Origin of the sequence: Lysinibacillus alkalisoli, assembly GCF_014643595.1 — a bacterium.
GTDB classification, from domain to species: Bacteria; Bacillota; Bacilli; order Bacillales_A; family Planococcaceae; genus Metalysinibacillus; species Metalysinibacillus alkalisoli.
In genome coordinates this window covers 182,085-204,869 of the sequence record NZ_BMJT01000006.1, presented here as the reverse complement: position 1 = coordinate 204,869, position 22,785 = coordinate 182,085, and the positions used below count along the sequence as shown (strand labels likewise).

General features: G+C 32.2%; 19 protein-coding genes and 2 pseudogenes. 16 read left to right on the top strand and 5 right to left on the bottom strand.

Translation table 11 applies throughout. The features are described 5' to 3' along the window. Positions 1–8 precede the first annotated feature (8 nt). From glmS to IEW44_RS10730, 4 genes and pseudogenes are all read left to right on the top strand, one after another. Complete coding sequence (glmS, locus tag IEW44_RS10750) at positions 9–1,799, top strand: glutamine--fructose-6-phosphate transaminase (isomerizing) (protein WP_188615051.1); 1,791 nt, start codon at positions 9–11, stop codon at positions 1,797–1,799. A gap of 151 nt (positions 1,800–1,950) precedes the next feature. Next, positions 1,951–2,789, top strand: a pseudogene (locus IEW44_RS10740) (TnsA endonuclease N-terminal domain-containing protein). Continuing rightward, positions 2,786–4,942 (top strand): TnsB C-terminal domain-containing protein, encoded by a 2,157-nt coding sequence (locus IEW44_RS10735; RefSeq protein WP_188615050.1) that lies wholly within the window; start codon positions 2,786–2,788, stop codon positions 4,940–4,942. The pseudogene IEW44_RS10740 and the gene IEW44_RS10735 overlap by 4 nt, the downstream one beginning before the upstream one ends. Continuing rightward, the gene (locus IEW44_RS10730) at positions 4,935–6,116 is read left to right on the top strand and encodes an AAA family ATPase (RefSeq protein WP_444543217.1); all 1,182 of its coding nucleotides are present in this window, start codon (positions 4,935–4,937) and stop codon (positions 6,114–6,116) included. Before IEW44_RS10735 ends, IEW44_RS10730 begins: the two co-directional genes overlap by 8 nt. Positions 6,117–6,576: 460 nt before the next feature. Here IEW44_RS10730 and IEW44_RS10725 read toward each other — a convergent pair whose 3' ends face one another. Continuing rightward, positions 6,577–6,942: a hypothetical protein gene (locus IEW44_RS10725; protein ID WP_188615049.1), complete on the bottom strand. Its 366-nt coding sequence runs from the start codon at positions 6,940–6,942 to the stop codon at positions 6,577–6,579. Between the two features lie 98 nt (positions 6,943–7,040). On the opposite strand from IEW44_RS10725, the gene IEW44_RS10720 reads away from it, so the two are divergent. The 5 genes from IEW44_RS10720 (at position 7,041) to IEW44_RS10705 (ending at position 12,464) form a co-directional block, all read left to right on the top strand. Next, on the top strand, positions 7,041–8,267 hold the full coding sequence (locus tag IEW44_RS10720) for a TnsD family Tn7-like transposition protein (protein ID WP_268236370.1): 1,227 nt from the start codon (positions 7,041–7,043) through the stop codon (positions 8,265–8,267). Positions 8,268–8,305: 38 nt separating this feature from the next. Further along, positions 8,306–8,881, top strand: a complete 576-nt coding sequence (locus IEW44_RS16135) for a TnsD family Tn7-like transposition protein (RefSeq protein WP_268236369.1) — start codon at positions 8,306–8,308, stop codon at positions 8,879–8,881. Beyond that, positions 8,856–10,328, top strand: a complete 1,473-nt coding sequence (locus IEW44_RS10715; RefSeq protein WP_188615048.1) for a Tn7-like element transposition protein TnsE — start codon at positions 8,856–8,858, stop codon at positions 10,326–10,328. Before IEW44_RS16135 ends, IEW44_RS10715 begins: the two co-directional genes overlap by 26 nt. Before the next feature lie 153 nt (positions 10,329–10,481). Beyond that, entirely contained in the window at positions 10,482–11,252 is a 771-nt protein-coding gene (locus IEW44_RS10710; RefSeq protein ID WP_188615047.1) for a spr1630 family ClpXP-sensitive toxin, read from the top strand. 27 nt (positions 11,253–11,279) lie between these two features. Continuing rightward, on the top strand, positions 11,280–12,464 hold the full coding sequence (locus IEW44_RS10705; protein WP_188615046.1) for a spr1629 family repressor/antitoxin: 1,185 nt from the start codon (positions 11,280–11,282) through the stop codon (positions 12,462–12,464). A 40-nt stretch (positions 12,465–12,504) separates the two neighbouring features. Here IEW44_RS10705 and IEW44_RS10700 read toward each other — a convergent pair whose 3' ends face one another. Beyond that, positions 12,505–12,852, bottom strand: a complete 348-nt coding sequence (locus IEW44_RS10700; protein WP_188615045.1) for a helix-turn-helix domain-containing protein — start codon at positions 12,850–12,852, stop codon at positions 12,505–12,507. A 134-nt stretch (positions 12,853–12,986) separates the two neighbouring features. Here IEW44_RS10700 and IEW44_RS10695 point away from each other — a divergent pair, with 134 nt between their 5' ends. The 5 genes from IEW44_RS10695 (at position 12,987) to IEW44_RS10675 (ending at position 18,282) form a co-directional block, all read left to right on the top strand. Beyond that, the gene (locus tag IEW44_RS10695) at positions 12,987–13,979 is read left to right on the top strand and encodes a DGQHR domain-containing protein (RefSeq protein ID WP_188615044.1); all 993 of its coding nucleotides are present in this window, start codon (positions 12,987–12,989) and stop codon (positions 13,977–13,979) included. Between the two features lie 357 nt (positions 13,980–14,336). Next, positions 14,337–15,503: a DUF262 domain-containing protein gene (locus IEW44_RS10690; protein WP_188615043.1), complete on the top strand. Its 1,167-nt coding sequence runs from the start codon at positions 14,337–14,339 to the stop codon at positions 15,501–15,503. Beyond that, entirely contained in the window at positions 15,490–16,593 is a 1,104-nt protein-coding gene (locus IEW44_RS10685) for a DUF3696 domain-containing protein (RefSeq protein WP_188615042.1), read from the top strand. Before IEW44_RS10690 ends, IEW44_RS10685 begins: the two co-directional genes overlap by 14 nt. Beyond that, positions 16,590–17,465, top strand: a complete 876-nt coding sequence (locus IEW44_RS10680) for a hypothetical protein (RefSeq protein ID WP_188615041.1) — start codon at positions 16,590–16,592, stop codon at positions 17,463–17,465. Before IEW44_RS10685 ends, IEW44_RS10680 begins: the two co-directional genes overlap by 4 nt. 415 nt (positions 17,466–17,880) lie before the next feature. Next, a complete protein-coding gene (locus IEW44_RS10675) occupies positions 17,881–18,282 on the top strand; it encodes a DCC1-like thiol-disulfide oxidoreductase family protein (RefSeq protein WP_188615040.1) in 402 nt (133 codons plus the stop codon). Between the two features lie 306 nt (positions 18,283–18,588). On the opposite strand, the gene IEW44_RS10670 is transcribed toward IEW44_RS10675, so the two are convergent. Beyond that, positions 18,589–19,248, bottom strand: a complete 660-nt coding sequence (locus tag IEW44_RS10670) for an RNPP family C-terminal domain-containing protein (RefSeq protein ID WP_268236368.1) — start codon at positions 19,246–19,248, stop codon at positions 18,589–18,591. A 345-nt stretch (positions 19,249–19,593) separates the two neighbouring features. Between IEW44_RS10670 and IEW44_RS10665 the strand changes: the two genes are divergently transcribed. Continuing rightward, entirely contained in the window at positions 19,594–19,851 is a 258-nt protein-coding gene (locus tag IEW44_RS10665) for an autorepressor SdpR family transcription factor (protein ID WP_188615038.1), read from the top strand. 13 nt (positions 19,852–19,864) lie between these two features. After that, positions 19,865–20,476: an SdpI family protein gene (locus tag IEW44_RS10660; protein WP_188615037.1), complete on the top strand. Its 612-nt coding sequence runs from the start codon at positions 19,865–19,867 to the stop codon at positions 20,474–20,476. 123 nt (positions 20,477–20,599) lie between these two features. Here IEW44_RS10660 and IEW44_RS10655 read toward each other — a convergent pair. After that, positions 20,600–21,246: pseudogene (locus IEW44_RS10655) on the bottom strand (DUF4352 domain-containing protein). A gap of 685 nt (positions 21,247–21,931) precedes the next feature. Further along, positions 21,932–22,384 (bottom strand): hypothetical protein, encoded by a 453-nt coding sequence (locus IEW44_RS10650; protein WP_188615035.1) that lies wholly within the window; start codon positions 22,382–22,384, stop codon positions 21,932–21,934. Positions 22,385–22,785 lie beyond the last annotated feature (401 nt).

Genomic DNA, 22,785 nt, shown 5'->3' with positions numbered 1-22,785 from the left:
GGATTTTTATGTGTGGGATTGTAGGATATGCAGGATTAAATGACGCAAAAGATATTTTAGTGAAAGGGTTAGAAAAACTAGAATACCGCGGTTATGATTCGGCTGGTATTGCGGTGCACAACAATGATGGTGTGACGCTTTTTAAAGAAAAAGGTCGCATTGCAGATTTGCGTGGTGCCATTGATTGGCATGTAGAAACAACGATTGGTATAGGGCATACGCGCTGGGCAACACATGGTGTACCTAATCGCTTAAATGCGCATCCCCACCAAAGCGCAACAGGTCGTTTTACACTTGTGCACAATGGTGTAATCGAGAACTACCATCTCTTACAAAATACGTATTTAAAAGGGATTGAGATGCAGTCTGATACAGATACAGAGGTTATCGTACAACTCATTGATTTATTTGTTACAGAGGGCTTAACAACAGAGCAAGCGTTTCGCAAAACATTAGGCTTGCTACATGGCTCTTATGCCATCGCTTTACTAGATGCTAATGATACAACAACAATCTATGTAGCCAAAAATAAAAGTCCGCTATTAGTAGGTGTTGGTGAAGGGTTTAATGTGGTTGCCTCTGATGCAATGGCTATGCTACAAGTGACAGACCGTTATATTGAGTTACACGACAAAGAAGTAGTGATTGTTACAAAAGAGCAAGTGACGATTACGACATTAGAAGGCACAGTGCTAACACGTGAGCCATATACCGTAGCATTAGATATGAGTGACATTGAAAAAGGAGCTTACCCACATTATATGTTAAAAGAGATGGATGAGCAGCCAAGTGTTATTCGTAAAATTAGTAAAGCCTATGAGAGTGAATTAGGTGACCTAACCATTGCGCCTGAAATAAAACAGGCACTGCAACAAGCTGATCGCCTCTACATTATTGCAGCAGGCACAAGCTATCATGCAGGCTTAGTAGGCAAACAATATTTTGAGAAGATGGCACAAAAACCAGTCGAAGTGCATATTTCGAGTGAGTTCGGTTATAATATGCCATTATTATCACAAAAACCATTATTTATTTTCATTACCCAATCAGGTGAAACAGCAGATAGCCGCCAAGTGCTTGTCAAAATAAAGGAGCTTGGTTACCCGTCACTGACCATTACTAATGTACAAGGTTCAACATTATCACGTGAGGCTGACCATACGCTATTATTACATGCAGGTCCAGAAATCGCTGTCGCTTCAACAAAAGCTTATGTAGCACAAATCGCTGTGTTAGCAATAGCTGCCTATGCCATTGCAGAGGATAAAGTAATGGATGTAAAGCAAGAATTAGCGATTGCCGCAAATGCTATTCAAGTGATGGTGGATGCCAAAGCAGCTATTGAAGAAATTGCATTAGCTTACTTACCAATTGCCCGTAATGCCTTCTTTATTGGGCGTAATATGGATTACTATGTGGCAATGGAAGGAGCATTAAAACTCAAAGAGATTTCGTACATTCAAGCAGAGGGCTTTGCAGGTGGCGAATTAAAACATGGCACCATCGCTTTAATTGAAGAGGGCACACCTGTATTTGCGCTTGTGACGCAAGAAGCGGTAGCTTTAAACATTCGTGGCAATGTGAAAGAAGTAGCGGCACGTGGCGCACATGCTTGCATTATCGCAATGGAAGGCGTCGCAGAAGAGGGTGACCACCTTGTCCTACCACAAGTGCATGAGTTACTCACACCATTAGTAGCTGTTGTGCCACTACAGCTCATTAGCTATTACGCAGCCCTACACCGTCGCTGCGACGTAGACAAACCACGTAACTTAGCAAAAAGCGTGACGGTAGAATAATAGAAATACTTGATGTGTTGATTTTGTAGATTTAAAATAAAGTCGTACCGTTTATAAAAAAGATGTACCGTTTTGAATAAAGTTATACCGTTTGTAAAAAAGTTGCACCGTTTTACCCCTTTAGATTATAGTGGTCTAAAGGGGTGTTTTTATGTCAAAAAGAACTAGAACATCTAAAGTTGAAAAATGGATAAAAGAAGGCCGAGGCTCTGGTATTGGTATGGATTATAAGCCGTGGTTAAAATTCAGGATGTATCTTCATTAGGTCGTTCTACTCGGTTAAAAGGGATAAAGACGAGTAGGCAACATGAGTTTTTATCCGATTTGGAACGAAACTACTTTTACCTAACTGAATATTCAGATGCTGTTATTGATATTCGAGAACAGTTTCCTTTATTGCCGTTGGAAGAAACAATAGTCATTGCAGATGAGTTAGGTATAAAACATTCTACTGATCCTAAAACTGGCGAACCTATTGTGATGACAACGGATTTTTTATTAACGATAGATAAAGGACAAGGCGTGTTTGAAGTAGCTAGGACAATCAAGATGAAAGATGACCTATTAAAAGAGCGCGTTCTTGAAAAGTTTGAGATTGAGCGTGTGTATTGGGAAAGAAGACAGATTGATTGGGGCATTGTAACAGAGCTAGAAATCCCGAAAGAAATGGCACGAAACATTAGCTACATTCATGATTATTATAGCCTTGAGCATTATGATGCTTTTCAAAGCCTAAGTGCTGAGTATATTGAAGATTTAGATACGGTACTATTACAACGTCTTTTAACGAATAACGAAAGTATCAGAGCTATTACGAATGAGTTTGATAAGGATACGCATATGCCTTTAGGTAGTGGTATGACACTGTTTTATCATTTACTCGCAACTAAAACGCTCCGTATTGATATGTTAGAGCCATTAAATGTAGAGCAACCGATTGTCATTCAGTCAATTAATGAAAGTAAATTGAAGAAGGTGAAATATGGATGATTTATATCAACCAAGTACTTCAATCTGTAAAAGATTCAACACGTATTCGTATTATTGAAATTAAAGAATCTTATGTGTATATCGTAAATATTGATGCTAATACATCTATGCCTAAAAAAGAACTCTATTCATCATTGATAACAGATATAGAACAAAATGAATGGCTTATTATCACTGATCCTTTTGCACGTGCAGTTGTAGAAGATGAATTAACTGAAGTTCAATTTCAAAAGCGAAACGATGATTGGGAAATCATTCAAACGTACTGTTTAGAAGAAATGCATAATTTGCTTCAGAAGAATGGCAGGGAAATGAAGATTAAAGAGATAGCTGAAAGATTGAACGTTACTCCAACAAAGGTAAAAAAATTACTCAGTCGTTATTGGCAGCGTGGGATGAATAAAAATGCGATGCTTCCTGATTATGCAAACTCAGGTGGTCGAGGCAAAACAAAAAAATTGAACGATGAAAAAGTAGGTCGACCACGTAGAGTTACTATTAATGGTGAATATCGAAGTGGGATAAACATTACCGATGAAATTAAAACACAATTTGAGCATGCAATAAACAAATACTACCGTAAAGAAAATAACTATTCCTTAAAGGACGTGTACAGTTTTATTTTAATGGATTTTTATTCGGACCGTTATAAGGAAAATGGCGAAATGCATTATCGTATTTGGGAATCTAATCGTATTCCGTCATACCACCAGTTCTATTATTGGTTCAAGAAATTAGAAGATCCGAAGAAAGATATTGAATTTCGTAAAAGTGCAAAAGAATATGAGCTAAAACATCGTCCGATATTAAGTAATTCTAAAGTGGAAACGAATGGACCTGGTACACGTTTTCAAGTTGATGCAACTATAGCGGACATTTACTTAGTGAGTTCTTTTGATGTAAATCGAATTATTGGTAGACCTGTTATTTACGCTATTGTGGATGTTTACTCACGTATTATTACAGGTATTTACGTAGGTTTAGAAGGACCTTCATGGCTTGGAGCAATGATGGCTTTAGATAATATGGTCGCTGATAAGGTTGAATTCTGTAAGCAGTATGGCATCGATATTACAAAGGAACAATGGCCAACCTATCATTTACCTGAAATTATTATTGCCGACCGAGGTGAATTTGAGGGGTATTCCGTAGAAGGACTTCTAAATAATTTAAATATCAAAATCGAAAATACTACAGCGTACCGAGGAGATTTGAAAGGTATTGTAGAGCGTAAATTCCGTACAATTAACGGTAAGGTAAAACAAAAAGCACCTGGCGCTATTCAAAAGGAATACAGAGAGCGTGGAGATCGAGATTATCGCTTAAATGCTACGTTAAATTTAAAGGAGTTTACAGCACTCGTCATTACGCTAGTTTTACAGCACAATCATAAAATTATTGATAAATATCCAATGGAAAAAGAAATGATTGCAGATGGTATTGTGCCAACACCGATTAATTTATGGAACTGGGGCATTCAAAATCGTAAAGGACGCTTACGAACAGTGGACCGAGATATTTTACGTTTAAATGTATTGCCACGTAGTAGAGCAACAATTTCGCGAGCAGGCATTAAGTTCAAAAATTTATTATATGGTTCGAAACGAGCTATTGAAGAGCAGTGGTATGCAAAGCTGAAAAATAAAAGCATCGATATCGTATATGATCCACGCCATTTAGATAAAATTTATATACCGAATGATAATGGTATGGATTACGAAACTTGTATTTTGCTAGAGCCGAGTCAACAATATAGACTTGATTTTCTAGAAGAGGTTGTGTTCCAGCAACAATTACGAAATGAGTTAGAAGAAGAAGAACGTGCCAAACAAATACAGCTATCGATTAATGCAGATACGATGATGGACCAAATTATTAGGGCAGCAGAGAAAAAGAAGAAACAGGCACAGCATCAGCCGACAAGCAAAAAAGAAAAGCTTTCCGCCATCCGAGATAATAAGGCGATTGAGAAAGCTGCTAATCGTGAAGAGGAAAAGTTTGATTTATCCCCTATTGTCGAGGAGCAACCTGCTGAAATTATTGATTTAGCATCACGTACAAAAATAGAACAGCATCCAGAAAATAAAGCACCTTCACGCCTAATGGAGAAATTAAAACGGAAGCGAGATGAGCAGTTTGGAAAAGATGAATAATGTCGTATTAAAAGGCGATGTAGAGGAAGCAAATTACAAGCTACAACAGCTGACAGAATATGCTCAGAACCCATTCATCGAAGCGCTCCCGCCTATTTTTAGTGAAGATGATGTATTGGACCGCTTTATGGTAACACCACGTATTAGCGAGCAAGATAAGCAAAGTGAAACTAATATTCGCTATCACGTACTAAAGCGAGTAAAAAACTTCATTCAGCCGTTACCAATTCATTTTGAAGTTGAGCGTCGTTTATCAACGTTAATTCGTAGAGGCTATTTAGCACGTAACCCGTTAGATAAATCATTCCTTGAACGAATCCGAGCATTACACCATTTACGAGAAGACGAGGAACAGGCGCACAAATATATTGATGAAATCCAGCATTTACTACATGCAAAAAATGATCAAGAAGAAATGCTGAACTTCTTTGTAACACTTTCAAACACTGTTGGCATTCCAACCGTTTTAATTGGCACATCAAAGGCACAGCAATTATTTAAAGGTAACTTTCGCCAAGCAAGACGTGCGGCAAGTGATGGTGCAATTATTTGGGACCGTATGGACGAGCATAGTGAAGAATGGGAGTTCTTTTTAGAAACACTATGGGAATTACAATGCTTAAAAATACGCTCTCCGCTTACAGAAGACGTTAAAAAGACGTTTTACGAAGAATGCCAAGGCATCACATCTGTAGCCGTAAACCTCTTTATACTGGCTCAGGAACGTGCACTATTTGATGAAAATAATGAAGATGAAATTATTACATCAAATGTGCTGAGGCAGACAGCTAAAAAAGACATGAAGATTATTCAGCCAATGTTAAATGCCATTCGTAACAATGACTTTGCTGCGATGTATAAGTACGAGGATATTATGATTAATTTAGATGAGTTGATGATGAATCATAAGCGGAATACTCAGTATGAAGGTAGGGTTAAGGCTGCGATGCAGGAGCGAAAGAATACAGTAGAGCATAAAAAACGAGAAATGATTGAGAGTTTGAGTGTAGAAATAGCTGCTCTAGGTATATTTGATTCATTATCTATGGATGAAGTTATAAAGGCCACTAAAAAAATCGTTGAAGGCTCACCGACTAATACAGATAACAATCAAATAAAAACTCAATTAATTTCGAACTTAATTGAAATGAATAACAGGAAGAAAGTAAAGTAAGTGGTCCTACAAATAAAGTTTTACCGCTACTTGATTTAAGAAAACAGGCACTAAAAGAAAAAAATCATCCGTATGATTCTTTTAAAAAATACAAACATATAAAACGAGTTGTAAGAGAGCTTTTTTAGGGGAGATAGGATTAGCAAAGAGTCAGTTATTAAAGGATTTTGTCAAAAATGAAGTGAATTTAGAAACGATTTTGCTGCGCTTAAAAGTTATTTTAACCGATTTACAATATGAATCTATTTTAGCATAGGTAAATGGGGAACTTTCAGGTTATAAAGGAGGAGTTACTGACTAGCGTATTTTAGTAGGCATTCCTATAGGGGCATTTGTAGTTAAAGGACGTGTTCAATATACAGAAGCAAATGTTTCTAGCTAAGGATGTAATTTGCAATAGTCAATAGGTTGAGAATAAATTTGAGGCTATTTATCAAATCTAAATAGCCTCAAGGTAAATTTAATATTTATCTCTTAATAAAAGTGACACTTGAGATTGATGAATTCCTAAGATGTCAGCGATGTCTTCTTGAGTATTACCTTCTTTATAAAGTGATTTTGCTAGAGTTTTTAAAGAATCTTTATCTTTAGTCTTCTCAAAAACATGTTGATGCATACTTTGTAAACCTTCTTTTTTCTTTAAAGAAAAGACGATAGTGTGTTCATCTGTATCTTTAATAAATTTAAGTGATTTTTTTGTTTTTTTGATTGAAATGTCATCGTTCGCAAAAATTTCGTTTAGAGTCATATCGCCTATGTTTTTATTGGTTGCTGGGGCTATATCGTTCACATTTAAGCTAATAATCTGATTTGTTTTATTTGTCATAAGATTTTGCTCCTTTAAAATTATATTTATTATATAAAATTATATATTTTATATAATTTTCTGTCAATAGAAATTATTAAGCGACTGGAGGAATATATATGTTACCTTTCTTCACAAACCCATATTCAAATGAATTGTTGTATTCAGCCATTGCGCGTTACCACTTTTATAGTGGAAATCTTGATTGTAAAGATACATTGGAAGAGATGTTTGACAGTCGTTGTGTGATACCGAGTGTGGAAATTGGTAGCTATTTTTCTGTTCTGGCGGAAAAGCTAGGACCGCATTACTCGGTAGAATCTCTTTTAGCCAATCACACAATTTATCCTTACTATGCTTCGTTTTTATCAAAAGCTCGGCAGCAGGAGATTTTACAGGATGTATTAGATGATGGACAGGCTTTGTATACTAGGCTCGGTATTGTTGCAGGAAGTATTTGTAAGAAGGATGGTTTATATTATTGTGTCGAATGTGCTAAAGCAGATGATGCACAATATGGGGAACCTTATATTCATAGAGAGCATCAGCTTCAAGGCATTAATTATTGCGCGCATCATGAATTGCTATTACGTAAATATCCAGTTACCGTAGATAGTCGAATACAATATGTCCGATTTGAGTTAAAGCACATGAACTTATCCTCTATTTACGAAATGGAGCCATATAAGGATGTAGCCGTATCAATAGCAAAGCAGGCATATCAACTATTGCAATTACCCTTACATGCTCTTTCGAGAGAAACTATAAGCTCCCAATATCGAGCGTTATTAAGATCACGTAATTTAATAACTGCTTCAAATCGTGTACGACAAAAAGATTTATATCAAGCATTCAATGCCTATTTTCCAAGTGGTTTTTTACAGCGTTATGAAAGTGAATTAAATGAGACATATGAATATAATTGGTTGAAAGTGTTACTGCGTAATTCCGAGCGTCATGTGCATCCCCTTCGTCATTTATTTCTATTGCATTTTTTACAGCAAGATGTAGAGAGTTTGTTAACTACTTCAACAGATCAAGGTGCATTTAGTTCTGGTCCATTTCCCTGTTTGAATAAAGCTGCACCACATTACAGGCAACTCATTATCAAAAATGTAGAGGTTACGAGGGATTTTAAAACTAAAAACTTGATTGGCACGTTTACTTGCTCGTGTGGTTTTGTTTATTTAAGAAAACAATCGACAGATATATTCAAAATAGGTCGAATAAAAGAGTTTGGTTATGTATGGCATCAAAAGTTAGTCGAACTTTCATGTGAAGATATAAGTATAAGAGCGATTGCAAGAGAGTTAGGAGTAGATTCTAAAACCGTAAAAAATATTTAAAACAGCCATTAAATAAACAGCATCAAAAACAAGCTCTAATGACAGCATCAAAACTAGATGCGTATAAAAATGAATTTATAATAATAATACAAAAGCATCCGCAATTCACGAGAATGCAATTACGCAAAACTTATCAAAAAGAATATATGTTTTTATATCGTCACGATAAAGAATGGTTGTTTAGCGTATTACCAGCTCTTCAAAAGCGTTATAACGAGGTTAAGACGATCGATTGGGTTAAAAGAGATAAACAATATTCAAATGCAATAAAAACGTTATATGAGCAATTATGGGCTTCTGAACAGCCTGTTCGAATTACAAAAACTCTTATAGGGAAACGTTTAAGGATATTAGCTAATATTGAACGGCATTTAGAACAGCTGCCTATTACAAAGTGTTTACTTGAGCAAATTACGGAAGGTGTAGAGCAATTTCAAATTCGTAGATGTTATAAAATCATTGATAATTTGAAACACGAATTAAACGATGTGAAATTATGGCGTGTTCAAAGGCTAGCCGGAATAAAGTCAAAGGATTTTAAACAGATTAGGCCAATACTAGAGAGATATTTGCAGGAAGGTAAAATCAATGAACAACAAAGATATAAGGCTTAAAAATTGGCCGTTTGATATAAGAGCACGCGTGAAATTAGAATGGATCGGTGCACCTTTTAGATACGAAAAAAAGATGGTGCTGCCAGTTTATTTTAATGGGAAAGTTAATGGGTATTATACAACTGAAAAGTTAATAGTTGATTGGAACGTATTGGCTTCTTTAAGAATTCAGCATTATTACGTAGATGGCATTATTACGAAACCTATCGCACCTAACCAAACTGAAGAAATTATCATTACAATAAATTCAAATCACGTCGGCTATTTTGAACAAAATTATTCAATCCGTGGAACAAATTATACGGAAATATCGCAAACCTTTGTAATCAAATACAACGGTGAGAGATTCTACTTACCATTAATTGAAGTGCTAAGAGGAGTCATTGCACCGAATGCATTCCTTTTGAATTGCTTATTTGAAATGAACTCTTTCCCACTATATTTCACAGAGGAATATGAGTCGGATTTATTGCGATTACGCTTCACATCTTTATACAATGCTAAGTATTTAAAGAATGAGTATTTACATCATTTAGTATGGTTGTTAATGAATAAGAACGCTCGTAAAGTATATGAAAATATGGCTAGTAATTTTCACTTTAATAACACTATTAAGTTTGAATGGCCATTTGAAACGCCAATTAAACTGAAGTTACGTGTGAAAAAAACTGCAACAGGATATACAGTTCTATATATCAACGCGATGCTAGATAAAGAATTACAGGTTTCTAATTTAGATATTACTCATCCGAGCCTAGTTCATCATGAAAAATCGAACGAACCAAGAAAACGTATAGTTCTCCCCCTTTCTGCATCCGGAGATTACGAAGCTGATACAACAGTTGATCGGCGTACAAATGAGTTTGATGAGGTAATAACGGATACTTTAACTCACGAATACGTAGATACCTTAGTAATTACTCGACAAAAAACGACTTCAACAAAGCAACGTGATGGAATTGATGATAATACTAAAAAGACAGTCAAGGGCGATAATAATAGTCGTTCAATGGGGGATATTGGTGGGACAAATATATTAAGAGGCTTAGAAGTTAAATCGTTAAATAATACATATGTAAATGGTGAATTAGCGGATTTTAAAGAAGTGTTAAATGAATTATCAAGAGCTTATTTTGTAGATAGTGTGGAAGCATATATTGGTGAGTTAACTGACATAGGAGGCCGTTCATTTGCGTTTGTAGATGATGGTATTACACCTAGGAAGTATATAGTGGGATATGTAAAACTAAGGAATGGAAAAGAAGTTGCGATGTTGGAAGTTGAACGAGCTGGGCGTAGTGTGTCTACTTTAATTATTACACCAATAGATGGTTCGAACGTTAAATGGTATATTGAGCCTTTATTAAAATACATTATATTCAGTTCGGGAAGTTGGTTAAAAGAAGGTTTAGCGAAATGGGAAAAGAGCCTAGCAATTTTAAAGTAAAACATACGAGTAACTATAAAACATCGGTATTCAATAAAATACTGAACATTTAATAAATAATCCTTTTAATACACTCAAACTTTAATTATAATTAAAGAAAATCATTTTTTGTTGTGGTTTTATCCATAAAATGCAAAGGGGCTTGGTTTGTTGATGAAAAAATTTCGTTTGTCAGGAGAACTAAATGAAAGCATTGTTGATGGGATTATAGAGGGGTATAAGGATTATCTACGTGTAAGAAAAGAAGCTGCTCGAAATCTGAGAGTTCATGGTGCTTACGCGTGGGTAAAAGGAAATCATATTGATCATCATGTGGCAGTTCAATGTGAAAAATTAGGGGTAGAAAGTAAGCTTTCTAAAGCTGGCGTTACATGGCAGTACTTACAATTTAGTGTGGACGATATTAAAACACTATTTTTAATTAAAAATGCACGTTATTTTGATCCAAACGCTGTTGATAGAGGTAAAGATACGTATGGACGTCCTAAGAGTAAGAAATCTGCTTATATGGAGGAGTTCATCAGTATTAATGAGGAGGTAGAGTTTCCTAATAAAACGAATAAAGCTTTAGCTGGTCATTCACGCCAACTAGTATTATTTGATGAGCTACCGTTTGACTCTTTAACAGCCAAGGAAGTATCAGAAATAGCTAAAGAGTACGATAAGTTTTATATTGTTACTTATGAAATTGATGATGAATTTTTAATTAGTGGGATTAATTTATGGATGCCTAATCCATCCGATAATAAAGCTTATTTAGTCGAAGATTTATCGGCATATATTAATACTAAAACATCTCATATAATTGAAATGGAAGAACAAACAAAGGCAATATTACAAAATTCAACTGAAATGCCGGATGCAAGTTTATATGATATTGAAATTGTCGAAGATGATGTGGATGATGCAACGGGAGAAAGTTAAAATATAATAAAGAAAGGAGCTACTAATTTGTTTATTGGTAAAAGCTTAACGAATATCCGAATTTTAAATGAGCTAAGCCGTGCGCAATTAGCTGGAAAATTGGGTATTACTGAACAAGCTGTTTGGCAATATGAAAATGGTTATGTGTCTCCTAAATTAGAAGTAGTAAATAAGATGAAAGCTTTATTCAAAGTTAAATCAGCTTATTTTTTTAGAGAAGATTTATTAGAGAACGATCAACCAGAGAATATTCGCATCGAAAGAATAGCTTATCGCTCAGAGTCAATAAATACAGCAATGAAGACTCAAGGTGAACTGATGCATGTGAAATTTTTAGATGCATTTATTAAGAAAATAGGTAAAAAGATAAAATATCCTGAAAACGAAATATTAATCTTACGTAAGCAGGTATTAGAGTATTTAAATTCTAATCAAGATGTTGAGCGGGAATTACAAATTCGCTATGTAGCACAATTGGCTAGAAAGCATATACATTTATCGGATGATAATAATAAAAATCTCTTATTTCATTTAGAGAAATCTGGTGTATTTATTTTTGAAAAGTCAATTGGAGAAACGATTGATGCATATAGCTTATGGTCAGAAGATAATATTCCGTACATTGTATTAGGTAATATAAAAAAATCAGCAGCAAGGCGGAATTTTGATTTAGCACATGAATTAGGTCATTTATTATTACATTATAAAACAGAATTCAATATGCTCGATAAACCATCATATAAAATAAAAGAAGATGAGGCGCATTTGTTTGCTTCTGAGTTCTTATTGCCGATAAAAGCATTTACTGAGGATGTTTCGAAAATCAGTAAGGTATCAAATCCTGATGCATATAAAGAATTAAAAGAAAAGTGGGTAGTTTCGTTACAAGCTATGGCTATGAGAGCTAGAAACTTGGAATTAATTACACATCAACAATTTAGATATTTTTATATGTCTATTAACAAAAAAGGTTATAGAAAAGAAGAACCACTTGACTCGATAATTCCTCTTGAGAAGCCTATGAAAATAAGAAGTATTCTTCAATTACTTTTTGATAGAAAAATAATAAGTTTGGGACAGTTATGCGAGGAACTAAAATACGATGTTAGTTTCTTGACGGTTATTACAGGGATTGAAGAAGAGTTTTTTGAAAAATATTTAAATGACGACTTCAGGAGTTTCTCAATTGATGATTTAAAAATTGTAAAATAACTTAAGAAGACTGTTGTTCAAATCTGAATGCAGTCTTCTTTTATTTTGAATAAGTATTGAATATCTTGTTTGCTAATTCGATGATTAATTTTACTTCAATATCAGATTTTAATTTTAATTGCTCAGCGAACATATGTATAAGCTGCTCAGTCTCAATAGATAGTTCTTTCATTGGAGAATCTAATTCGAAAAGATCTTTTGCGTTAATATCTAAACCTGCTGTAATTTTTTCCAATGTTTGAAGCGTGATATTTCTATCTCCACGTTCTACCCCTGCTAAATAAGATGTTTGCAAACCACATTTTTCTGCTAGCTCTTCTTGAGTCATTTTCTTTTGTTTACGAATTTCTTTGATATTTGCCCCTACAATATTAACTAACTGCTCCATACAATCACCTCACTTTAAGACTATGTGAGGTGCAAAAACTCCTGAAGAATCATAAAAGTACATTTTAATTGATTTTAGTACTTATAAGTACTATTATGTACTTCGAAGTTCAATTTCAAGGAGTGAAGTGTTAAATGAGTAGTCATTTAAGTACAAATATAGTTTTAGAAAATATAGTGCAATCAAAAATGCGAGGTAGAGTTACGTATCAAGGTTCTGTATCATCACAAGTTGCAGTGAATTTTTCGTATTCAAAATTATTTAATGATCCATCAGGAAAAGGATATCAACGTCCAATCAATAAAAAGCGATGCACAGATTTCGCAGAATATTTATCACAAGGCGAAGATTCTTTATATACCCCTATTCTTTTAAATGCAGCAGGTAATTGGGAGTTTCAAGCTTATAATCGTCAGCGTCCAAATTATGGTCGATTAATTTGTCGTAAAAAAGCAACACTAATGGATGGGCAGCATCGCTTAGGCGGTATTAAGGAGTACATTGAGGAGACGGATAGCACGCTAAGCGTACCTTTCTTAGCATTTCATTACCTAGATGAAGATGAGGAAATTAAACTATTTGATGTAATTAATACGAAAGCAAAAGGTATTGGTACATCGTTAAGCCGTTATTTAAATCGAAATAATGATGATTTGAGTTGGGTAGCAACAAACCTAATTTTAAAACCAGAAAGCCCGTTCTTCAGTAAGGGAACGCTAATAGGAAAACGTACAAAAGAGAAACATATAACGCTGCAAAATCTTTATCAAATTGTTAATTTGCTGACGAAGAAATCTGATTTAGCTAAGCTTCCAAAAGAAAAGATTTTAAATATAACAATGTTTTATTTTAATTTAATTAAGGAGCTACTACCTGATGAATGGGATGATTATAAAACTTATCGTTTAACCCATATTACTTGTTTGAATGCGTTAGCAATTGTGGGAAACGATTTGATTAATGAAAATTATTTAGTGAAGTCACAGCAACCGGATTCAGTTAAGATTGCTAATAAGCTATTGAATTTGGGAGAGATTGATTGGTCGGCTAGTGGAGATTTGAAGTTTGTTAAAGGGGTTGCGGCGACAAAAATATTAGCGAATGATATAAGGTTTTGTTTGGGGTAGAATAATTTAAAATGTTTTTTGTAAATTATCCCTTTTTTATTTCGGAGTGATACAATTTAAATTAATATGGTTAATTTATTGAATGGAAATATAATTTAGGTTTTAATCATCTTTTAATAAGCGTAATATTAATTAATAGAAATCATGTGAATATTATATATAATGCATCTCATTTAATGAATTTATAACTACTTATTTTCTCATAGGTTTAGAATATTCATAACAACTAAGTTATAGCCAAACGCTTATGGGGATAGAGATTTTATAGAACATTTGTACAAATTTCTATGAAAAAGTTTTTTGGAAATCTAGAGGTTATAATGAATATTAAAATAAACGATGATAAGGAGAATTTTTATGAATGAACATTTGGAACTCTTTGAATCTGATGGAGATGGAACGGAAGTTGAAGAGCAAGATGAATTTGAATCAGATGAGACACCATTTGATGCTGAAAAAATAAGAATTGAACAAAGAATGCTTTCTTTAAAATATATGAAAGAATTAATTGATACAAAATATTTGAACCTAAGCCCAGACTTTCAAAGGAATAAAGTTTGGAAAGAAGCTAAAAGAAAATCTTTATTGATAGAATCTCTAATGTTAAGAATACCCATACCTGCTTTTTATTTTTATGAAGACGAAGATTCGCTATTAAATGTAATAGATGGGTTACAACGGTTGAACACAATTAATGATTTTCTTGACGATAAATTCAGACTGAAAAACTTGCAATACTTGCAAGAAGTCTGTGGAGGTAAAACTTTTAGTGAGTTGGATAATAAGTATAAAACTAGAATTTATATGACGCAATTCTCAGTTAATGTAATTGATGCTAGAACCCCTTCACAGGTAAAGTATGATTTGTTTCGAAGAATTAATACAGGTGGAGTACCTTTGAATTCTCAAGAAATAAGAAATTCAATAGCAAAACCACATGTAAGAAAGTTTTTGAAGCGATTAGCGAATTCAAAAGAGTTTTTATTGGCAACAGATAATGGAGTAAATGATATTAGAATGTCTGCCCAAGAGTTAGTCTTAAGGTTTATTGCATTCTATTTAGCGTATGACTTTGATAGTCATGAGTTAAAATATTATAAAAGTGATTTAGAATTATTTATTGATAAAGCTTTTGAACAAGTTAATAAAATGAGCATACAAGAGTTAGATGAAATGGAACAAGAGTTTATTTTTGCAATGAGTAATGTTTATAAATTATTTGGAAAATACAGCTTTAGAAAATATGATAAATTTGATCGTGAAAATGGGTACAAAAAGAAGAAGTTAGTGAATAAATCCTTATTTACATCCCTAAGTGTTATTTTATCACAGTATGAAATAGATGATATTGAAGATAAACAAGAGATTTTGAAAATTGCATTAGAGAAATTATCAGATTTAGTAACCAAAGATGAACAGTTTTCAAGTTGCCTTACAGTAGGTACTAATGTAGCAAGGAATGTGCAATACAATTTCTATCAAGTTAGATTATTAGTGGAGGAAATATTTGATGAAATTTACTAATTTAATTATAAAGAACTTTAAAAGCTTAAAGGATATTAATGTTGAATTGAGAAATATTAATGTCTTTGCTGGGAGTAACGGAGTAGGTAAATCTAGTTTAATACAGTCCATGCTATTAGCAAAAACAACAGCTGAACAGTTTTCCAATGCTCGTAATGAAATTGAAATTAATGGTTCTTATAATTTACAACTTGGAAGATCTGAACATTTACTAAATTTTTCTTCAGAAGATGAACATATAGAATTTGAATTTAAAACTATAACAGAAGAAATAGTAATGAATTATTTGGTAAATATATTTGATAAGCCGTTTACTTTATCTTTGAATGAAGAAGACTCTAAAAATATAGAGTTATTCAATTCTATTAATTTCTATTATTTAGGAGCTGAAAGAGTTGGCCCGTCGAAAGGACAAAGTTTTGACCCGCAACAAAATTTGAAAACAGGTTATAAAGGCGAATATACAAATCATGTAATTAGTCGCGCTGATATTTTGAATCTTAGAGTTGATGAAAGCATGTTTAATCCAGAGGGTTTAGAACGTTTTTCTACTCAGGTAGAAGCATGGATGAAACTTATTTTTCCCGGATTTAAATTTACTTACACTGAGATTAAAGATGTGGATATGGTTTCAGTGCAGTATGGTCATGAAAATCTTCCGCAGTTTATTCCGCAAACTGCGACGGGTTTTGGGATTACATATACCTTACCGATAATAACAGCAGCTTTATTAGCTACTATAAAACAAGATGGTATCTTAATAGTGGAGAATCCTGAAGCACATTTACATCCTTTTGGACAATCAAGGTTAGGGCAGTTTTTAGCTCTAGTAAGTATGAATGGTGTTCAAGTAATTCTTGAAACACATAGTGAACATATTATTAATGGAATTAGATTACAATTATCAAAAAATAATAATGCGAATAAAGGAGTAATTCATTTCTTTTCTCAGGAAGCAGAGAATACTATGAATACTCATATTGATATTAAAAATAACGGAGAATTGTCGGAGTGGCCAAAAGGATTTTTTGATCAAGACAAACAAGATCTATTTGAATTATTAAAAATAAAGAGAGGTAAAAGGTCTTGAGAATAGACTATCTTCTATTAAATGAAAGTGTTAGAGGAAGCCAAATTTCAGAAATTGAGATTAGTGAAAAATTAACGGAATTTTTTATTATTTGTGATGAAATAATTCAATATGAAGATGAAAATATTTTTTATTCGTTAGAAGTTTATAATCAAGTTTTTAATGGTTCAGATTTTGTGTCATGGCTTTATTCATCTGATGAAGAAACCACAGAAAAGCAGCTTTTAAGATTGTATTTAGAAAAAGAGTTGATTCTAAATGAGGAATTGTATGAAAATTTGTATAATAGCGGGAATTCTGATGATGTAGGCGGAATAATCTTATTAGAAAAGCCGCTCAAATTTAATAAGCATATCACCCCTATAGATTCGAGTGATTCTTGTTTACATATAAGAAAACAAATTTTAATGAAAAGTAGTAATGCAGAGGATTTTGTAAAAGGTATATCGAAAACATTTCCTAATCTGTTTTTATCAAGGAATGTATTTAAGTCAATAAAGCATTTTAATCCTATTACTAAACATGCAGATGAATTAATAAAACATTTATCAGCTTTAAATGATTACGCTATGGAGTGTTATTCTATATATAAACAAAGAGGACATAAAGCAGCATTGCAAGTTTTTAAGGCAAAAAGCAAAGGTTTAGAGTGTTCCCCTGAAGGTGATGCAAAAAGAGTAACAAAATTTTTATCATTTGAATTTGTAGATGTTGATGGAGAAGTTAGAAAGGTTGAATGTTCACCTCATACGAAGCTATATCAGACAAATTCCGATGATAGAATTTATTTTGAATGGAACGACGAAAGAGTTAATGGCCGTCCACCTATTTTAATAGGACATATAGGCGATCACCCTTATGATAAAAAGTAATGTTTAATCAATCTTTATTATAAAACTATAAATTTAAACCCACACATTTTGATCAATCTTTGTTCAAAATGTGTGGGTTTCTTCTATTATAAAACCAACGTTTGTAGCATACTTTTAATCAATCTTTATTCCAACCCAACAGATTTATGTAGATTTATAAAAAAGATTGATCATTTTAAACAAAGTTCGATAAAAACAACCTCTGTGGGTAAAATATCCATAAGAGATTGTTTTATTTTTCTGAAAATATGAGGTGTATAGGGTAATGCTGAAACAATCGTTGTAAAAAAACGTACTCCATACAACGATTAAGCTTCCGAGTAGAATCTTATTTTTCATAAAAATTTACCTCCTACTTTAACTTGTATTTTTTACTTTTATGTTTATATATTTTTCAACAAAGGAGGAGATTATTTTGAAAAAGAAACCATTAATTGTTTTTTACGACTCATATTGTCCTTTATGTACTAAAACTATGGAGAAATGGTGTGCCATGGATAAACAACAATTGCTTATCTTTGATTCATTTAGAAATGAACATGTGCTGAATACTTTGCCTTACTCTATAGAGCAATTAGAAAAAGAGACTTATTCAAAACCTGTTGATGCAAGCGAATATTATAAAGGGGTTGAAACATTCACTGAAATGAATAAGAGAATCCCAATGCTTACGCTTACAACACCAGTTCTAATTGCTTTAAATAAAGTTGGACTTGCTACAATCGTTTATAATTTTGTAGCCAAACGCCGTAAAATTGTTCCCGTTGGTCAATGTGCTGATGACCAGTGCACAATTAATTACAGCAATAAAAATTAGTCGTAGTATGGAATCCAATCTGTCCTGCCTTCATGAATAATTATTAGCACTATTTTATTTTTTGGGAATACTTTCAAGGGCAACTAAATATTAAGATCTTAATATTTAAACAAATAGGAGGTAGAAATCTATATTCTAGTAACTAAGGGTAGGCATTGTTTTACTAGTGCCATTTAATATCAAAGAAGATGAAAACAATGAAAAAGTTTTTAATTTACGGAGCTATTTTCGGTTTGTCTTTAACTATTGGAGGATCATTTGATACACTATTTACTTTGCCTTATGAACATTAAAAAGGACTGTTTTTCAACAGTCCTCAACTAAATACTTTTGTTGTTTATTTTTTAAAATCTCGATATACAAGTCTTTATTTAATACTTCGAAGAAATGTAATGCTCGTTTATAGTAAAGTGATATTTCCTCTTTAGAAGATAGGAATTCTTCATGGGCTTTACCTAAATAATAATAGAAGTTTCCAATGAGAGACATATTTTCAGTTTTAATTGACTGCTCTACACCTAAATTACATGTAGCAATTGTTTGTTCAATCTCTCTCATATCAAATAGAGTTTTAACTTTATTATATAAAATTCGTAGCTGTATTTTATTAAACTCAAAAACTTCTACTCTGTTTTTAAACTTCAAATCAATTTTATTAAAGTAAAATAACGCTTTTTTGTAGTCCTTTTCAAATGCATATAAAATCGCAATAGTATTAACGATACGATCTGATAGATAATCTTTATTTAACTCAAATTCGCTGGCAGTTGTATATAGGGTTTTCATTTCTTTTAATACAACCTCTGCGGAATATTTTTTAGTATAATAACCACTTAAATAATAAAGCCATTTAAAATAATAAAAATACCATCCTGAAAGCTCTTGATTTTTGATTTTTGTTTGCGCGATTTTATAGATTTTTTCATATTTTTGCTCTTCCATTAGCGATTCAATTTCACTAATCAAATCGTACTTTAAATAGATTGTTTCGGATTGGATCAAATTAATGAAATGAGTAACAGGGACGTTTAAAAGTAATGCTAATGCAGTAAGTATCTCTATTCCAGGAACAACTTCCCCTTTTTCAATTAAACTTATCGTACCTTGTGAACAAATCCCTGAGCAGAGTTTCTTTTATGTAAGTTTCTTCATTTTTCTAATATTTACTATTTCTTCACCTAGAATCACTGACATAATCAACACCTCTTTATTTGGTATTATAGTTAATTATAGGGAATAATCCAATGATAAAAATATTTTTTCTTTACTAATTAGATAATTATCGAATTATCTAACAGGAGGTGATAGTTATTGAATAATGATTTATTTAAAGCGCTCTCTGATCCAACGCGCCGTGAAATTCTTATGCTCTTACAAAAACAAACTTTAAATGCTGGTGAAATAGCAAAACATTTTACAATCAGTAAGCCTAGTATTTCACATCATTTAGGCATACTTCTTAATGCTAATCTTGTAATTTCAGAGAAAAAGGGACAATACGTTTACTTCACAATTAATTCTACAGTTATTCAAAATTTACTAATTTGGTTATTTAAATTTAAAAAATAGGGAGGACTACATTATGAAGTTATTTAGTTCGTTAGGTATATTCTTTATTTCAATAGTATTAGCCATTATTTCTCAATTTAAATTGGATTTAAGTATTCCATCAAATTTAACTATTGTTAATGGCATAATTAAACCTGATTTATTAATTTGGATTTTGCCATTGTTCATATTAATAGTGATTACCTCTACATTTATATTTCTAAGAAAATCTCAATCAGCTGACTCAAACAAAACAGTTAAACACATGACTAACTTTTCAAGTATAATGCTACTAATTTTACAAGTGATTATAATTTCAAACAGTACAAATGTTAACTATGATTTCAATGTAGTTATTGGAGCTTTGGTAGGTTTGGTGACAATAGTATTAGCTAATTTCATGCAAAAGACCAAAATAAATTTAGCTTATGGATTGCGTCTCCCTTGGACATTAAAGGATGAAGGTGTTTGGCGCAAATCAAATCGTTTTGCAGCTAAGTTATTAATGTTAGCCGGTCTATTAATACTGTCATTTGCATTTATTTCCCCCCAATCCTTAGAGGTTATTGTATTAACGAGTATTGGTATCACTGCTGTGATTTCTATTATCTATTCTTACATTGTTTCAAAACAACAAACTACTTAAATTTCTAAACTATCAAAAGATACTTTTACTCATAAATTCATACCTTACAATTAAAAATCAAAAGAAAAAGACACGAGAATAATATCTCGTATCTTGTTATATTAATTCATTTAACAGAGCTTGTTATTTAATCTTTACTTTTGAATCACCAATTTTAATATACCATTCACCTTCACTAAATTTTTCTTTTGAGACCTCATATACATCTACACCAGTAACAGTAATACCAGGATTCAAATCGGACAACACTTTAGAGTTATCAACTTTTGTTTCGGTAGCATATGCACTACTAGCTTCAATGTCGTCCTTATACTTCGTACCTTTTTCATCTACTAGATTAATTGAAGGATAACTAAACACACCAATTGGATCATCTGATACATTTTTCATGGTATATTGAATAGCTACTAAAGTAGCACCCTCTGGAGCTATTTTACCTAAGAAATCAGGATCACCTATTTGTTCTAACTCCTCAAATTTAGAAACTGTAATTTCCATATTTTTAGTATTAACTGTATCACCAATTTGATAAGATTCCTCTGTTGATTCATCTTTGTTTTTATTATCGCTAGAAGTTAAAGATTTATCACTACTAGAATTAACTTCCTTTTTATCAACTTTATCTCCACCAACGACATTACCTAAAATAACTAAAATAATAATAGCTCCTAAAAATGTTAATATCTTATGTTGCATAAACCAATTTCTCTGATCTTTACCCCTTTTGCAATTTCTTTACTACATACTTTACACTTTACTAAAGCAGACACTAATAAAACCTCCCATTAATTATACATTTCTTACTAATATTAGTTTATATCATAGTGAAAATCTAGTAAAATTTCAAATTGATAATTTTTTTTACAATCCTAACAAATAAAAGTAATTATTATTAGTTATAAAAAGGTACTTGCAAAACCTTTACTAATCGCTGGACGCAAAAAGATGACCAATATATACATCATTTGCACATATCAATTCCTTAAATGCTAATAAAGAAGAAAGGTAGTTAGCGAACACTACCTCTACTTTTAATCTGATTTTTATTTGCAGTTTCAAAACTAAGGCATTTATAATTAAAAATGGCTCCAATCAGATTTTGTTGTATATCAAAAATTAACTTTGATTTAATTGGAAAATAACGAAAAGGTATTTTTTACCATTATAATTAGATCTGTTTTTATAGATCTTTTGCATATTCTACTTTCAATCTGATCCAATTCAGCTAATAAAACTTTATTATGTACAGTCATGTTTCTATTTTCATTTTGAATAGGCTTTAATGGGGTGTGTTGTAGAGAAGAGAGAAAAAAGCGCCAGTTGCGAAAAAAAATCATTTCCGCAGCTCGCGCATTTTTTCCAAAGGCAAATCTAAAAAGCTTACTATTTAACTCTTCTAAAAAATTTACGGAAATAAGAGTGTGTAGAAAAGGCTACTATCTCAAAACACATCATTTATTCTTGGGACAAGAAATTGAATTTTTCTTCAGGAATATTTTCAATATTTAAAGGATATTGATGTTTTTTTAATATTTTTTGAAGTAATGAGAAAATATCATTCAAATTATTTTTTTGTTTAAAATCGGCATCAATTTCAATAACAAAACTCCATCGACATTCTTCTTTATCCTCTAAAAATCCGCCAGCTACTGTGCATAATTGATCATAAGTTTCTTGAGTAACTTCCTTCGAGGAAACAACAACCGCTTTTATAAAATTATCATCCCCGAATTCATCTTCTGGAATACCATTAATATTTTTCAGATGAGGGAAATCCTCAATCGTACTAGGACGTTTATAATCAATCAGTATCATACAATATTCAGGTGAAATTAAGTATCCCTCTCTCAAAAAATATGCTTCCACTGTATTTAAATTAATTATTCTATTTAAATAAAAATTCCTCAATTTTAAAACCTCATTCTTTAGATAGATTATATTATGTAAAAATACTATGGACTTCTCTCGTAAAATCATTTTGCCATTGCCAATTCTATTGAGTGATAAGCGAATACGTTTTTTTCTGTATTAAAATGTTTATCCGCTGACACTCAATTACCACCAGTATTTGATGAAGAATTAATCTGAATTACATTACTAACTAATGTTTTAGAGTATAGATTACGTCCATTAATTATTTATTATCTTTCTTATATTCAATGTAACTCAGTACTCTAATTACCTCTTTATTTGAGTGTTATTCTATCATAAAATCCAAATAAACTTGAAAATAGGTTTTAAACAAATTTAAAAACTTAAGATAAAAAAGGAAAAAAAACGTAATAACTATGTTTGAATAATAAAGTTGT